The 15,210-nt window shown below is 48.2% G+C and carries 14 protein-coding genes; 6 read left to right on the forward strand and 8 right to left on the reverse strand.

Going from position 1 to position 15,210, the window contains the following annotated elements; all coding sequences use genetic code 11:
* A partial coding sequence (locus L976_RS05895) for a TRAP transporter permease (RefSeq protein ID WP_047540182.1) occupies positions 1-1,774 on the forward strand: 1,774 nt, incomplete at its 5' end.
* 35 nt (positions 1,775-1,809) lie between these two features.
* Positions 1,810-2,208 (forward strand): DUF1850 domain-containing protein, encoded by a 399-nt coding sequence (locus tag L976_RS05900; RefSeq protein WP_047535123.1) that lies wholly within the window; start codon positions 1,810-1,812, stop codon positions 2,206-2,208.
* A gap of 64 nt (positions 2,209-2,272) precedes the next feature.
* Here L976_RS05900 and L976_RS05905 read toward each other — a convergent pair whose 3' ends face one another.
* Positions 2,273-3,241, reverse strand: coding sequence for a sensor domain-containing diguanylate cyclase (locus tag L976_RS05905; protein WP_037427374.1), 969 nt, complete (start codon positions 3,239-3,241; stop codon positions 2,273-2,275).
* Between the two features lie 143 nt (positions 3,242-3,384).
* Positions 3,385-3,720, reverse strand: coding sequence for an FKBP-type peptidyl-prolyl cis-trans isomerase (locus L976_RS05910; RefSeq protein WP_011070807.1), 336 nt, complete (start codon positions 3,718-3,720; stop codon positions 3,385-3,387).
* A 190-nt stretch (positions 3,721-3,910) separates the two neighbouring features.
* Between L976_RS05910 and trxC the strand changes: the two genes are divergently transcribed.
* The gene (gene trxC, locus L976_RS05915) at positions 3,911-4,333 is read left to right on the forward strand and encodes a thioredoxin TrxC (protein ID WP_047535126.1); all 423 of its coding nucleotides are present in this window, start codon (positions 3,911-3,913) and stop codon (positions 4,331-4,333) included.
* A gap of 66 nt (positions 4,334-4,399) precedes the next feature.
* On the opposite strand, the gene L976_RS05920 is transcribed toward trxC, so the two are convergent.
* The gene (locus L976_RS05920; RefSeq protein WP_047535129.1) at positions 4,400-5,800 is read right to left on the reverse strand and encodes a DASS family sodium-coupled anion symporter; all 1,401 of its coding nucleotides are present in this window, start codon (positions 5,798-5,800) and stop codon (positions 4,400-4,402) included.
* 651 nt (positions 5,801-6,451) lie between these two features.
* Between L976_RS05920 and L976_RS05925 the strand changes: the two genes are divergently transcribed.
* On the forward strand, positions 6,452-7,624 hold the full coding sequence (locus L976_RS05925) for an MFS transporter (RefSeq protein WP_047535132.1): 1,173 nt from the start codon (positions 6,452-6,454) through the stop codon (positions 7,622-7,624).
* 73 nt (positions 7,625-7,697) lie between these two features.
* Here L976_RS05925 and L976_RS05930 read toward each other — a convergent pair whose 3' ends face one another.
* The 3 genes from L976_RS05930 to L976_RS05940 are packed head-to-tail and all read right to left on the reverse strand — an operon-like array spanning position 7,698 to position 9,871.
* Positions 7,698-9,317, reverse strand: a complete 1,620-nt coding sequence (locus tag L976_RS05930) for a PepSY-associated TM helix domain-containing protein (protein WP_047535135.1) — start codon at positions 9,315-9,317, stop codon at positions 7,698-7,700.
* A 5-nt stretch (positions 9,318-9,322) separates the two neighbouring features.
* Positions 9,323-9,613 (reverse strand): hypothetical protein, encoded by a 291-nt coding sequence (locus L976_RS05935; RefSeq protein WP_047535138.1) that lies wholly within the window; start codon positions 9,611-9,613, stop codon positions 9,323-9,325.
* A gap of 3 nt (positions 9,614-9,616) precedes the next feature.
* Positions 9,617-9,871, reverse strand: a complete 255-nt coding sequence (locus L976_RS05940; protein ID WP_047535141.1) for a hypothetical protein — start codon at positions 9,869-9,871, stop codon at positions 9,617-9,619.
* 334 nt (positions 9,872-10,205) lie between these two features.
* Between L976_RS05940 and L976_RS05945 the strand changes: the two genes are divergently transcribed.
* A complete protein-coding gene (locus L976_RS05945) occupies positions 10,206-11,093 on the forward strand; it encodes a prohibitin family protein (RefSeq protein ID WP_037413580.1) in 888 nt (295 codons plus the stop codon).
* Positions 11,094-11,199: 106 nt separating this feature from the next.
* Here L976_RS05945 and L976_RS05950 read toward each other — a convergent pair whose 3' ends face one another.
* A complete protein-coding gene (locus L976_RS05950) occupies positions 11,200-12,705 on the reverse strand; it encodes a permease (protein ID WP_047535144.1) in 1,506 nt (501 codons plus the stop codon).
* Positions 12,706-12,707: 2 nt separating this feature from the next.
* Complete coding sequence (zntR, locus tag L976_RS05955) at positions 12,708-13,181, reverse strand: Zn(2+)-responsive transcriptional regulator (protein WP_047535147.1); 474 nt, start codon at positions 13,179-13,181, stop codon at positions 12,708-12,710.
* A gap of 336 nt (positions 13,182-13,517) precedes the next feature.
* On the opposite strand from zntR, the gene purH reads away from it, so the two are divergent.
* Positions 13,518-15,116: a bifunctional phosphoribosylaminoimidazolecarboxamide formyltransferase/IMP cyclohydrolase gene (purH, locus tag L976_RS05960; RefSeq protein WP_023268923.1), complete on the forward strand. Its 1,599-nt coding sequence runs from the start codon at positions 13,518-13,520 to the stop codon at positions 15,114-15,116.
* Positions 15,117-15,210 lie beyond the last annotated feature (94 nt).

The following is a 15,210-nucleotide window of genomic DNA, read 5'->3' on the forward strand; positions in this document are numbered from 1 at the left end:
ATGGATTTTTGAGGCCGATCTGATCCAACGTTCGGGTGAATTAACCGATGCCGATATGGTGATTGGCGTGGTGTTGATTGTCTTAGTGTTTGAGGCCGCGCGACGAGTGATGGGTTGGGCATTACCGATCATTTGCTGTATTTTCTTAGCCTATGGCTTATTCGGCCAATACCTCCCCGGCGACTTAATGCACCGCGGCTATGGCGTTGACCAAATTATCAACCAGTTATCCTTTGGCACCGAGGGGCTTTATGGCACTCCAACTTATGTGTCGGCCACTTATATCTTCCTGTTTATTTTGTTTGGTGCCTTTTTAGAACAAGCAGGCATGATCCGTTTGTTTACCGATTTTGCGATGGGCTTATTCGGCCATAAACTGGGTGGCCCGGCCAAAGTCGCCGTGGTTTCCTCGGCGATGATGGGAACAATCACAGGATCAGGCGTCGCCAACGTGGTGACCACTGGACAATTTACCATTCCTCTGATGAAACGCTTTGGTTACCGCCCCGCCTTTGCCGGTGGTGTTGAAGCGACCTCCAGTATGGGTAGCCAAATCATGCCGCCGATTATGGGCGCGGTGGCCTTTATCATGGCCGAAACCATTAACGTGCCGTTTATTGAAATCGCCAAAGCCGCCTTGCTGCCAGCGTTACTGTATTTTTGCTCCGTTTTTTGGATGGTGCATTTAGAAGCCAAACGCGCCAATCTTTGTGGCTTGCCTAAAGATCAATGTCCCGATCCTTGGGCGGCGGTTAAAGCGCGTTGGTATCTGCTTATTCCATTGTTTATTTTGGTTTATTTGCTGTTTTCTGGCAGAACACCGCTGTTCTCGGGCATGGTCGGTTTAGCGCTGACCTCGATAGTGATCTTAGGCTCAGCCATTGTGCTGCGCCTGCCTTCTAATGCCCTGCGTTTTGCCTTTTGGATTGCCCTTGGCGTGCTGTGCGCGGGCTTCTTCCAGATGGGGATTGGCGTAGTATTTGGAGTCATTGCCATACTCGTGGCCATCTGTTGGTTTATCAAGGGCGGTAAAGATACTCTGACCATTTGCTTACATGCATTGGTCGAAGGTGCGCGCCATGCCGTACCAGTTGGGATTGCGTGCGCCTTAGTGGGAGTGATCATCGGTATTGTCTCGCTCACGGGAATAGCCTCCACTTTTGCCAGCTATATTCTCGCTGTCGGGCAGGATAACCTGTTCTTATCCTTAGTATTAACTATGCTCACTTGTCTGGTATTAGGCATGGGAATACCCACCATCCCTAACTACATTATTACCAGCTCAATTGCCGCACCGGCGTTACTGGATTTAGGCGTGCCGCTGATCGTCTCCCATATGTTTGTGTTTTATTTTGGGATTATGGCTGACTTAACGCCACCCGTTGCCTTAGCCTGTTTTGCGGCCGCGCCGATTGCAAAGGAGTCGGGGCTTAAGATCAGTTTGTGGGCGATTCGTATTGCTATCGCAGGCTTTGTTATCCCCTTTATGGCGGTTTACGATCCAGCACTAATGCTGCAAAGCGATAGCTGGTTGGCCACTATTTATGTGCTGATCAAAGTCACTGTCGCGATTGGGATTTGGGGAGTGGTCTTTACCGGCTACCTGCTACAAAAACTCTATTGGTGGGAACGGGTTATCGGCTTCCTCGCTGGAGCCAGTTTGATCCTTGCCACCCCGCTCAGTGATGAAATTGGCTTTGGACTGGCGCTACTGTTTATCGTGCAGCACAGCCTCAGAGCCCGCAAACTGAAACGTCTTGCCGAGCAGGGGTAATGTTTTGGAATTTTATGCGAAGGTAAGGCAATAACATGCTAGGTCTATGTTTAGGCCTAGCTGGCACACTGTGGGCACAAGTGCCCACAGAGCAGTTCACCCTCGCGTGGAACCACAGCATCGAAAAAATTCGCTGGGAAGAAGACTATCAGCTCACACCGCAAGGCTTAGTGTTAGTTGAAGCCAGAGTGAAAGGCACTGGTGCGGGTATGGAAATCCCAGATGATGCGGTGTTTAACAATGGAAGTTGGCATTATCAGCCTAAGCTGCCCGTGCTGCCCAAATTACGCTTAGGTCGCATCCCCGAAGCGGGAGATTTTGAGCTGTGTTTCGCCAACGCCACTGGTAAAGTGCAATGCCAAGCCATGAGTCATTGGCTTGGCCCTCCAAATAAGCAAGATGCCGCTGTTGAGGTATGGAGTTGTGAGCAGTGAAATATCACTTTATAGAGGCGCGCAAGCAAGGCGCGATGCTGCCCATTAGCGCTCAATAATGCTCTTAACGAGAGAAGCTGTAGCCGTTTTTCCCTTGATGTTTAATGCGATACATGGCGGCGTCTGCACGTTCGCAACTTTCAGCAAAACTATCACCATCACTAAAAATATCAATGCCGATGCTCAGTCCAATCGCCACTTCATGACCTTCAAGTAAAAAAACCTGTCGATAAACATCAAGCAAGGATTGTGCAAGCATGCTTAATGATTCAATCTCGGTGGATGGCAGTATGATCACAAACTCATCACCACCCAACCGTGCGATCTTCGCTTGCTCCCCCGAATGAGCGACCAAAGAATCTGCAACGTGCACTAATAAATTGTCGCCAAATTTATGGCCGTAACGGTCATTTAAGGCTTTAAAACCATCAAGATCGATAAAAAATAACGCACCACTCATGCCGGGCTGCAAGCACTCATCGAAGGCCTTGGCTATAGCTTGGCGATTCATCAGGTTGGTAAGTGGGTCGCTATGGGCGAGTAGCGCTAAATCGAGTTCATAACGCTTTTCTTGGGTGATATCGATATGGCTGCCCATCATCCGCAGCGGTGTACCATCAGGTAAACGTTCTACAATGCGACCCCGATCCGACACCCAAGTAACGCTGCCATCTTTATGCAGCATTCGGTGCACGGCCTGGTAATAATCGGCCTTGCCATTCACATGATCTTCAAAGGCTTGGATTACCCAGTCTTTATCTTCTGGGTGTAATTTGCTTTTCCAGATATCAACATGGGCTGCTAACTCATCGGGGCTAAAACCAAGCATTTCGCCCCAGCGCATATTGAAAATGGTTAAATTCCCACTTGGAATATGCTGTTCCCATAAGCACAAACCATTGCCATCAAGGGCGGCGAATAGTTTCTCTTCGGCACGACGATTCAACGCCGTTAATTGAGCGTTTTCACGTTTAAGCTGTGCAATTTCGGCCTGAAGTTGCTTAATCTGTTCTGCTGCCGTATCCGATGCCACAGAAAAATCTCTTTCCTTAACGTGGGGAAACCTCGTCCAGTGTAAAACAAACAATGCCGAAGTGACATAGTGAGAAGGACGAGAAGACCCTAGATCATACTCGCCCTATCGAGCTTATACAGAGTCTTACTATCTTGTCATACTTAGTCGCGAGTCAGTACTTCAAGCAATTCGATTTCAAAAGTAAGATCAGAATTGGGTTTGATATGAGCCCCAACTTGGCGCTCGCCGTAGGCTAAATGAGCTGGCACCAATAACTTGCGTTTGCCGCCCACTTTCATCCCCATAATCCCTTGGTCCCAACCTTTAATCACTCGGCCAGTCCCAATCACACATTGAAATGCCTGACCACGGTCATAGGAGGAATCGAACTGCGTACCATCTTGCAAAAAACCGCGGTATTGGGTAGTGATCAACGCGCCTTTTACGGCCTCTTTTCCATCACCGACAACCAGATCGATTATTTCTAATTCAGTCATTTAATTAATCTCTTACTCTTCACTTAACACAGTGATTTATCAAAGTGCTTATTCTAACATCGGCACTCCTACTTGTCGGCGTGCAGTGGGGATTTTGTGGCTTATACCAATCTTGCTTGATCCTATCCTCCTTTAAATTCCACTTATTCAACCCCATATCTAGATCATCCCCGAGCTTAGGAGCCAGATTATGATTATCGCTTGCCCCCACTGTGACACCTTAAACCGCGTACCCCAAGAGCGGTTAACTGAGCAGCCGACCTGCGGCAAATGCAAACAGAATCTGTTTGCGGCGACTCCGATTGAACTCACAAGTGCCAATTTTATCAATCATGCCCATAAATCAGAGTTGCCCTTAGTTGTTGATTTTTGGGCCAGCTGGTGCGGTCCCTGTAAGAGTTTTGCGCCTATATTTTCTGAGGCCGCAAAAGTATGGGAGCCAAGATTCCGCTTCGGTAAAATCAATACTGAAGAACAACAAGCACTTGCGGCTCAATTTAATATACGCTCCATTCCCACCTTAATGATTTTCAAGCAGGGACAACTCCTCGCGCAGCAAGCTGGCGCCTTACCTAAGCCAGCGTTCGATCAATGGTTAAAACGTTATAGTTAATGTGTGCTTCGCCCATAAAAATACCCAGCTAAGCTGGGTATTTTTATTTGGATGAATCAGAGGCAATTACACTTCCCAGAAGGTGTGAGCAATAATGCCCAGCACTATCATGCTGAGGAAGTTAACTATCATGCCCACTCGTACCATTTCCGACTGCTTGATATGGCCAGAGCCATAAACAATGGCGTTAGGCGGCGTCGCCACTGGCAACATAAAGGCGCAGGATGCGGCAATACCAATTAGCACGGATAGCATGACGGGGGATACCCCCAATGCTTCGGCAATGGCCGCAAATACAGGCACTAACAGCGCCGCACTCGCGGTATTACTGGCAAATTCGGTTAGCATTACCACAAAGGCGATCACCGCAAACACAAACAGCGACATGTGGGTGCTGCCAAAAATATCCGTCATCCAGTGCGCGAGGAACACACTGGTACCGGTAGTTTTGAGCACGGCACTCAAGGTCAAACCGCCACCGAATAAAATCAATACGCCCCAGTCAGTGGTCGATTCAATCTTCTTCCAACCAACTAAACCGAGCCCCGCCAGTAATACCACAGCACCGAGTGCAACGACGGTATCAAACTGAGTTATTCCGCCAAGTGCTTTTGCCAACGGCACACTGAAAATCCAGCAACATACGGTCGCAAGGAAAATAACCAGCGTCAGTTTTCCTTGGAACGTGAGCTTTTGATCTTCAAGTGCAAGCTCGCATTTAGCCGACAAGTCTGGCTTAAAGTACCAATAGAGCGCAATGAGCATCATAGGGAGCATTAAGATCACGGTTGGAATGCCAAATTTTAGCCAATCGCTAAAACTTAACCCCACCTGCGCTGCGGCAATCGCGTTGGGCGGACTGCCGACTAAAGTACCAATACCGCCGATATTAGCGGAATAGGCGATCCCCAATAATAGGAACACATAGGTACTGTGATAGGTTTTACGATCTAATTGCTGCAAAATTCCCAGTGCCAGTGGCAGCATCATAGCCGTGGTTGCGGTATTACTGATCCACATCGACAGCAGCGCAGTTACCCCAAACAACATTAAGCAAGCAATACTCAGCTTGCCTTTAGAGGCCAGCAGTAATTTTTGCGCGATTAAGGTATCAATCTTTTGATTGTGCAATGCAGCTGCAAGCACAAAACCACCGAAAAATAGATAGATAATTGGATTGGCAAAGTTACTCATGGCCTCTTTGGTTTCAAATACCCCAAAGAATACCGCCAAAATAGGCACTAAAATCGCAGTAATACTGATATGAATCGCTTCGGTTAACCACAGAATGGCTGCAAAGACTAAAATCGCAAGCCCAGTATTCACTCCCTGCTCAAAGGGTAATCCGTAATACAGTGCAAATAGCAGCACAATATCCGCCATTAAGACCAGCATATTTTTCTTTTCAAGCCCAGTATTGGCGGGCAAAGGATTAGGGGGAACCGACGTTGATTGCGTTAAGGACATGGTGACTACTACCTTCATACCATTATTTTTTCTAGCAAATTTAGGGCATAGGTCACACTAGTAAAAGCAGTTTATTTTGTACTTTAGCTACGTAGCAACAACAAAATGCTAAGACTTAAAACGCAAAAAACCCATTTTCGCGATAAAAACCACCTATTTTTGATCTTAAGTGATGAACAAAACTTTCAAACGGATAAAAATACTGCAAAAGCTTGATAAAGCTGTAACTAAATAAATATTTAAAACTGTGACAAAGATCAAGTCACAGCGTAATTCAAAGTGATAAAAGCCTTAATTTAATATTAATTTTTAACAAAATAAAATGCTAATTAATTGCATAACATCCAGATAATCATCCCACTGACTTTTCATCGCTAATAACAAAGCTTATGAGCACTAGAGCGTGTTAATATTTCGAGATTAGATTTTGTTCGTTCTGATAAGTAAGTGATCACCAAACAACGCGTTGAATGTTGCTTTTTCACCCAAACCAATAACATTTAAACTTCAATATCTATATGAATAATAAACACAAATATTATTCACCATCTCAGTCAATCTAACTCACTTTACCCCGTCAGCAATCCAGCCTAGAGTCGCGACCGTAATCGTGCCTTCTGTTTATTTTTTTTACCTGTTTTGGTACCGCTTGTGGAAAATACGCTGTTAGCTCAACCCAATCAAAAGCCAGGGCTGTTTGTTCCAGTGGCAGGACTTAGTCTATTTGCTTTAGCGTCAGGCTACTTGATGAGTTTGATCCCACTCTCACTCACTTACTTTGATTTGAGCCTTGATCTTGCTCCTTGGCTGGCGAGTATTTTCTACCTTGGCTTATTACTGGGCGCACCTTGTATTGCACCGATTGTCAGCCGCATAGGGCACAGTAAGGCCTTTATTTTGTTCTTAAATATCTTACTGTGCAGCGTTGTGGTGATGGTTTTGCTGCCACAGAGCAGTGTTTGGTTAGCAGCACGCTTGATTGCCGGCATCGCCGTGGCGGGGATTTTTGTGGTAGTTGAATCCTGGTTACTAATGGCCGATACCCAAAAACAACGGGCAAAACGTTTAGGTTTATATATGACCGCCCTCTACGGTGGCACCGCCATTGGGCAACTCGCCGTTGATTATTTAGGTACCACGGGTAATTTACCCTACTTGGTGGTGATCGGTTTGCTGGCCGCCGCCAGTTTGCCTGCACTGTTGGTTAAACGTGGCCAACCACAGTCCAGTGAACAACACGCTATTGCCCTTTCCGACCTAAAAACCTTAAGTAAACCCGCCGTGATCGGCTGTTTAGTCTCGGGATTATTACTAGGCCCCATCTACGGCTTATTGCCTGTGTATGTGTCGCGAGACATGGGTTTTGCCCAGCAAACCGGGCAATTTATGGCGCTAATTATCTTGGGCGGCATGATAGTCCAGCCCTTAGTGAGCTATTTATCTCCCCGCATTCAAAAGAGTGTGTTGATGACCGCCTTTTGCTTAGTGGGTGCTGCGGCGCTGTTGTTACTGATGCAAACATCGCTTGTGGGATTATGGTTGGGTTTTGTGTTACTCGGCGCCTGCGCCTTTGCTCTCTATCCCATCGCCATCAGTCTGGCGTGCGATCATTTACCCAGCAGCCAAATCGTCTCCGCCACTCAGATTATGTTGCTCAGCTATTCTGTGGGTTCGGTTATTGGTCCGGTTGCCGCCAGTCGTTTCGATGATGTAGAACATGGCTTACCACTGTATTTAGCCGCAAGTTTTTTAGTCACGGCTTGCTACCTCAGTGCGCACTTACTGGCCCGAAGTAAAGCTCGCCTACCCGCAGCGAAGGCTTAGTCCAGGGCCGTTAATGTTGAGTCATCTGCATCCGATAAATAGTAATGGGCGTCGATAACGGCGCCCATTGCTATTACGATGTTTGCTGGGTGAGTTCTGCCACTGGCACTGTAGCGGAAATGGCCCAGATACTGTCCTGCGGCCCATTAAGCACCCGATGGCGAGTCAGCTTGTAACCATAAAAGAACACCCCGCTAAAGGCCAACGCCACCAGATCAACGCCCAAAGTCGCTGAAGAATAAGGCGCCCATAAGCCTAAACTTGGCGCGAATACCGCAACTAGAGACGTGATTGGCATCGCCAATGTAGCCAAGCCGCACAAAGGCAAAATCAGTAGCGCCGCCTTGGCTGCACCACGCCAAAAGGCGTAAGCCACCAGCAATCCAAACACCAGATAATACAGCCACAAATAGACGTGGTTAATATTGCTCACATGCGCGTAAAACCATTTACCCAGCAACATACTTATCGTTAAGGCGGCAACGGAGCCTAAGCAAATCCCCACTGTGGCACTGGCCATTAAACGGCAAGCACGGGTTTGTTCACTGGCCTGCTTTTTACGGCGTTTTTCCAGCCACAGCAGGTTGCCACTGTAAAATAAAAAAGCGCCGCTCAAACCTAAGAAGAAATACACCCAGCGCCCGAGATCGCCCCCATAACTGCCAAAGTGTAATCCAAAGAATACCGCAACGGTTCTGGCCCAAATCCCCTTATCACTTTGGCCAATCGTGCTGTTGGACACCTTAAGACTGTAAGGATGCAGGTATAAGAAATCGGTAACGGGTCCACGCATAAAACCATTGGGGTTATATAACCCCAAGCGCAAGGTCGCACGGGAATTATCCAAGTTCATAAAGGTCATTTCATTCACTTGATAATCGGGGGCGATTTGCTGCACCTTGGCTAACACAGTGGTGACCTTTGGCAAATCGGCAAGTGTATAGGGCGTTCTGTCAGGCGCGGGCTGGACAAAGAGCGGTTTTTCACCATAAACCACCTGCTTAAGCCCATCGTAAAGCTGATCATGGAAGGCAAACACAATCACGGTAAGGCTAATCACTAAATGAAATGGCAGACTGGTAATACCGACTAAATTATGGGCATCGAGCCAGAAACGGCTTTCGCCCTTATCTTTACGTAGGGCGAAAAAGCTTTTGGTTAAGGTGGGCAGTAAAAAAATCACCCCAGAAACCAATGCTAAGAAGTATAAAACGGCGGCTATCCCCAACACATAGACACCTGCCTGATCGTGACCCACTTCACCGGCAATCCCCGCGGTGCGATGTAATTGGTCAATCAGCTCAGCCAACTCACTGGGCGTACTTAACTGTGTCAGTAGCTGCCCATTTTCGTCAAGACTGGCATGCCAAAGCTGATTACTCATGCTGAGTTCACGCTCAGAGCCCTGCTGATACCAGGTCATCGGCGATTGATGTTCATCATTTAAGTGCAAACTAAAACCGGTTTTGGCCTTATCATCCTGCGCTAACACTTGCGCGACTAAATCATCCAGTTTGTCAGCGGGCACTTGAGGCAAAGTTAGGGCTGGCGGCATTGACCAAGCGTCAATCGCCCCCTTAAACATGGTGAGCGAACCAGCATAAAAGCCGATAAACAATACGATTCCCGCGATGATACCAGTCCAAATATGGATAGACTGATACACACGTAACACATCACTGCGAACTTTCATCCTTGTCACCTAAAGGTATATAACACTATATAAGTCAAAACGTTAAACAAGCCCAAGTAGCCAATTGCCCTGAGTCCGGTTTTAAACATAAAGCTAAAACTTAAGATCAATAACCAGATAGGCGTAATCAGCCACATGTTGAACTGCACTTTAGTATCGGCATCGATGCCGCCTGGGCCAAACCAGGCAAATAACCCCACCAATCCAAGCGCTAAGGTAAATCCTAAAATCAATCCAGCCAGTGACTTAGTCCACCAGTCGGGTTGCAATTTATCCTGTTCAGCTAAACGTGCCATGAGTTATTTCCGACCGAAAAGTGAGATAAAAGGCACTAACCCCGTCAATAACATCAACAGGGCTAACCAAATAAAAATCGCGGCGCTAAGGGTAAAGAGACTGAGCCAACCGAGTAAACTGGCAAAGGCAAAAGCATAGGCGAGTAACCGCCAAGGCCGCTTAGGAAGGGAGCTTGCAAATAGTTTTTGCTGCTTATTCGTTAAATACAATAACAAGCAGGCCAACAGCGTCGCTAACACAGATATAAGTTGCAACACGGGATGTTTTCCTCTCACCACAAAGCGTTAGCATTCGAGTCCATTTGCCTATGCTCGGTGTATATCCTATAAAAAGATAAACGCATGAAAGCAATGGAAGAATTTGAATCTCAGGACTCTAGCCATGGTGAGAATAATTCGCAATAAGATTTACAGTGTAAGGATGAGTTGTGATATTACTGTCACATATTGATAAGCTAGATACCCGATTGTTGCCAGCCGTTAACCATTAAGATACATTTTGCAGCAACCGTTTCGTCTCGATATAAATAGTCATCAACACGATCCGCGCTCACTCCAACCCCATCTCGACGACCCTAGCAAAGGAAGCTAAATGATAAAAAATGAACTCAACCTGCCAAGTTCCTTTGGCCTATCTAAAATCATTCCTTTAGTGATTTTACTCATCCTATTTATCTCACTCTTTGGCAGTTGGTACACGGTTGACCAAGGTGAACGCGGGGTGATTCTACGTAACGGTAAGATCATTGGTACAGCAGAGCCGGGACTTGGGTTTAAACTGCCCATGTTTGACACCGTAGTAAAAATCTCAACCCAAACCCACACGACTAGCTACAGTTCACTACAAGCCTATAGCCGTGACCAACAACCCGCGACACTTAACGCTTCAGTCACCTTTAGCGTACCGCCGGATCGGGTCGAAGAAGTCTATGCCAACTTCAAAAGTATCGATGCCATGGTGGCGCGATTACTCGACCGCCAAGTGCCAACACAAGTTGAAAACATTTTTGGTAAATACACCGCAATTTCAGTGGTACAGGAACGGATCAAATTTGGTATCGATGTGACCAATGCCATCACCCAATCGGTGAAAGGGCCAATCGAGATCACCTCGGTACAGATTGAAAATATCGACTTCTCCAACGCCTATGAGAAATCTGTTGAAGACAGAATGCGCGCAGAGGTTGAAGTGCAAACCCAACTGCAAAACCTAGAGAAAGAAAGAGTCAGCGCCCAAATCGCCGTGACCCAAGCGCAAGCGGAAGCAGACTCGCAACTCGCCCGCGCGAAGGCTGAGGCCGAAAGTATTAGGATTAAAGGGGATGCTGAAGCCTCTGCGATTAAGAGCCGCGCCGAGGCTCTGGCACAAAATCAAAACCTTGTCGAACTGACCAAGGCCGAGAAATGGGATGGAAAACTACCAACCACAGTCTTACCAACGGGCACTCTGCCCTTTATCGATGCTAAGAAGTCGAACTAACAAACGACTAAGCATCGCAAGTAAGCTATTTGCCACTAGCGATACGCATTAGGCTTTACCATAAAAATCCCCAGTCATTGCTGGGGATTTTTATTTAGCGTTAGCGCTATGAACAGCAATCGCTGCGGCGTAACCAGCTTCTTGGGATCTTCTCAAACACCACTTTCGCCATCAACAACGCCAGTACTATGCCCGAGGTGGCCACTAACCAACTTGGTAGCATTTGGTGTTCATGGCCAATCTGTGGCATTACCTCAAAACCAAAGTTCGCCACTAGATAGTTCACTAAGGCACCAGCTACTAAGGCAACACCTAACACACCGCCAAGATAGCCGTAGAGCGCACGCTTTCCCAGCTCCTTAGTCACTACACCTAAAGTAGCGATATTGGTTGCTGGGCCTGCCATCATAAACACCAGCACGGCGCCGGGGGACACGCCAGCGAGTAACAATCCCGCAGCAATCGGTGTCGAAGCCGTTGCGCAGATATACATAGGGACAGACACTAGTACCATCACCAGCATGGCCAGCAACCCATCGCCCCATTTAGCTAAAAAGTCAGCAGGAACATAGGTTTGTACTAATGCTGCGAAGAATAAACCCACCAGCAGCCAGAGGGTCGTATCACGCACCAGATCCGTCGCCGCATATTTAAGCCCAAGCCCAATACGCGCAATCACAGATTCTGACTTCAACTCAGTCGCCATATCCTGAGTCGACGCACAGCAGCTCTCGCCTTCGGCTTGATGGCTCTCAGCCGTTTTCGCGCTTGAGCTACCACAACAAGCGCCCTTCTTCACTACGACTATTTTTTCAGGCGCGGCAGTTTGCGTACCACAGCATGAACCAGCATTTTCAACCTTGACCGCACTGACTTTAGCCGCATTAACCATACCTACAGCCCCCATGCTTGGGCCGCCAGCCGCCATTAGACTAGGCTTAGCCATAGGTGTCATTTTGATTTTCGGTTCGGTTGATGGCGCTTTCGCGTTATCACTGCCGCAACAGGAAGATTTGACCGGCGTGATTGCAGGCGCCTTAGTCGAGGCGCAGCAGCTTTTTACCACTTCGGCTTTTACCACTGTCTCTGGCGACGGGGATTTTGAGGCGCAGCATGAAGCGACAGGCGCTGCGCGAGCTAATGCCTTGTCTGACTGAGTCTTGTCTAACTGAGCCGTGTCTGACAGGGCCTCGGCCTTAACCGCAGGTTTGCCATCGTCATCATCACGTCCCACCAGTAAGCCCGCAACAATGGCACTGGTGATCGCCGCAATTGGGCGCACTATTGCCATAAACGGGCCGAGTAACACGTAGGAAACCGTTACTGAATCAACCCCAGTTTCAGGAGTGGAGACTAAAAAGGAGGTGGTTGCCGCTTTCGATGCCCCAGAGCGGCGCAACCCCACGGCAGCGGGGATCACACCGCAGGAACACAGAGGTAAAGGCGCGCCCAATAACGCTGCCTTGACCACAGTTTTAAAGCCATGTCCGCCGAGCTGCTTTTGCATCCAGGCCATAGGCACGAATACTTTAAGTAAACCCGCCAGAATCAAGCCAAGCAACAGCCAAGGAGCGGAATCTAAAAACAGATCGATAAAGTTTTTCAGTAACATAATTAATTCCCTGACTTATCTAGGGTTGTAGCGCTGTGGACTGCACCATGATCATGCTCAACGCGTACTCGCTCGGTACTCGACTCTAGCGCCTCTAAAATCGAGCAATGTTCGGCGCTACGCGGTCCGCCGCAGCAGGCATCCGACAAGCTCTGCAAACTGGTTTGAAAATGCAGTAACTCGGCAATCTTCGCCTGTACCTGCGCCAGCTTCAGGTCCACCATGCCCTTTACATCGGCACAGGCCCAGTTGGATTTGTCGAGGTCGATAGACAACAACTCACTGATTTCACTTAAGGTAAAACCCACCGCCTTCGCCCGCAGAATAAAACGCAGCCGCGCCGCGTCGGCATCGGTATAGACCCGATAGCCAGAGTCGGTACGGCTCGAAGGCGAAAGCAGGCCGTGTTTCTCATAGAATCTGAGGGTGTCGGCCTTAACCTCGCATAAATCGGCTAACTCACCAATTCGGTACATAGTTAATCCTTTGCAGTTTTACTCGAATCATCTCAAGCAACACTGACAATCAATATGATGAAGCGAGTATAAACCTTAGAGCCTACTCCAAGGTCAAGGGCTATTTTGAAATTTACACCTCGCCCAAAAATCATTCCACTTTGTTCTGATATCAATATTGTGAAATCGCGCAGAAAAAACACCCGTAAATCTAGTTTTACGGTAGAATACGCGCGCCTGACGCTGGGACAAAAAATATAAGTAGGACCAAGGGACTTTTGGAAAGCAGAATCCGATAGAAGTTGTTCTGTTTTCCGAAAGATCCTTGAAACTAAAATAACTGGACCCTGTACCCAAATGACTGTTGCAAATAATGCCAGACCCATTCGTCGCGCGCTGTTAAGCGTTTCAGATAAAACCGGAATTCTCGAATTCGCCAAAGCATTACACGCCCAAGGCGTTGAACTGCTGTCAACGGGCGGCACCGCTCGCTTGTTAGCGGATAACGGCGTGCCTGTTATCGAAGTATCTGACTATACAGGACACCCTGAGATCATGGATGGTCGCGTTAAAACCCTGCACCCGAAAGTGCATGGCGGCATTTTGGCGCGTCGCGGTCTTGATGAAAATGTCATGGCTGCTAACAATATCAATGCAATCGATCTGGTTGCGGTTAACCTCTACCCCTTTGCAGACACTGTTGCTAAAGCCGGTTGCACCTTAGAAGATGCGATTGAAAACATCGACATCGGTGGCCCGACTATGGTGCGCGCTGCGGCGAAAAACCATAAAGACGTGACTATCGTGGTAAATGCGGCCGACTATAATCGCGTATTAGCCGAAATGGCCGCCAACAATGGCAGCACGACTCACGCAACCCGTTTTGATTTAGCGATTGCCGCCTTCGAACACACCGCTGGTTACGATGGCATGATCGCCAACTACTTCGGCACTATGGTTCCAGCGCATAGCACTGATGAGTGCTTCGAAGACTCAAAGTTCCCACGCACCTTCAACACTCAATTAGTGAAGAAGCAAGATCTACGTTACGGTGAAAACAGCCACCAAACTGCGGCCTTCTATGTTGACACTAAGATCGACGAAGCCTCAGTCGCAACTGCCGTTCAACTGCAAGGTAAGGCACTGTCTTACAACAACATCGCCGATACCGATGCCGCCCTTGAGTGTGTGAAAGAGTTCAGCGAGCCCGCCTGCGTTATCGTTAAACACGCTAACCCATGTGGTGTTGCACTGGGTAAAGACTTGCTCGATGCCTATAACCGCGCCTATCAAACTGACCCAACGTCAGCCTTTGGCGGCATTATCGCCTTCAACGGCGAGTTAGATGCAGCAACCGCTAGCGCTATCGTTGAGCGTCAATTCGTTGAAGTGATTATTGCGCCAGTCGTGAGCCAAGGTGCCCGCGATGTAGTGGCCAAGAAAACCAACGTGCGTCTGTTAGAGTGCGGTCAATGGGATACTAAGACCAAGACCTTAGACTATAAGCGCGTAAACGGTGGCCTGCTGGTGCAAGACCGCGACCAAGGCATGGTTGGCTTAGATGACATTAAAGTCGTGACTAAGCGTCAACCGACCGAGAGCGAGCTGAAGGACTTAATGTTCTGCTGGAAAGTGGCTAAGTTCGTTAAATCTAACGCGATTGTTTACGCTAAAGACGGCATGACTATCGGTGTCGGCGCAGGCCAAATGAGCCGCGTCTACAGCGCTAAGATTGCGGGTATCAAGGCTGCCGATGAAGGCTTAGAAGTGGTGAACTCTGTGATGGCGTCAGATGCCTTCTTCCCGTTCCGCGACGGTATCGATGCCGCAGCGGCAGCAGGCATCAGCTGCATCATCCAGCCAGGTGGTTCAATGCGCGATGCTGAAATCATCGCCGCGGCCGACGAGCACGGCATGGCCATGGTAATGACTGGCATGCGCCACTTCCGTCACTAATGCCTCCTACAGCCAGCACGCCAAGTGCTGGCTGTTTCGTTTATCGCACTCAGTGAACATAAGTATCTAACCACAAGAATTTAAAACTCAAAGG

This window comes from Shewanella sp. ZOR0012 (genome assembly GCF_000798835.1).
Taxonomy (GTDB): Bacteria; Pseudomonadota; Gammaproteobacteria; order Enterobacterales; family Shewanellaceae; genus Shewanella; species Shewanella xiamenensis.

What these genes read in the sequence shown, in the direction of transcription:
- L976_RS05910 (WP_011070807.1), bottom strand. Translation starts at nt 3,720, where the DNA reads ATGACTGAATTAGAAATAATCGATCTGGTTGTCGGTGATGGAAAAGAG.
- L976_RS05900 (WP_047535123.1), top strand. Translation starts at nt 1,810, where the DNA reads ATGCTAGGTCTATGTTTAGGCCTAGCTGGCACACTGTGGGCACAAGTG.
- L976_RS05945 (WP_037413580.1), top strand. Translation starts at nt 10,206, where the DNA reads ATGATAAAAAATGAACTCAACCTGCCAAGTTCCTTTGGCCTATCTAAA.
- L976_RS05950 (WP_047535144.1), bottom strand. Translation starts at nt 12,705, where the DNA reads ATGTTACTGAAAAACTTTATCGATCTGTTTTTAGATTCCGCTCCTTGG.
- L976_RS05930 (WP_047535135.1), bottom strand. Translation starts at nt 9,317, where the DNA reads ATGAAAGTTCGCAGTGATGTGTTACGTGTGTATCAGTCTATCCATATT.
- zntR (WP_047535147.1), bottom strand. Translation starts at nt 13,181, where the DNA reads ATGTACCGAATTGGTGAGTTAGCCGATTTATGCGAGGTTAAGGCCGAC.
- L976_RS05920 (WP_047535129.1), bottom strand. Translation starts at nt 5,800, where the DNA reads ATGTCCTTAACGCAATCAACGTCGGTTCCCCCTAATCCTTTGCCCGCC.
- trxC (WP_047535126.1), top strand. Translation starts at nt 3,911, where the DNA reads ATGATTATCGCTTGCCCCCACTGTGACACCTTAAACCGCGTACCCCAA.
- purH (WP_023268923.1), top strand. Translation starts at nt 13,518, where the DNA reads ATGACTGTTGCAAATAATGCCAGACCCATTCGTCGCGCGCTGTTAAGC.
- L976_RS05935 (WP_047535138.1), bottom strand. Translation starts at nt 9,613, where the DNA reads ATGGCACGTTTAGCTGAACAGGATAAATTGCAACCCGACTGGTGGACT.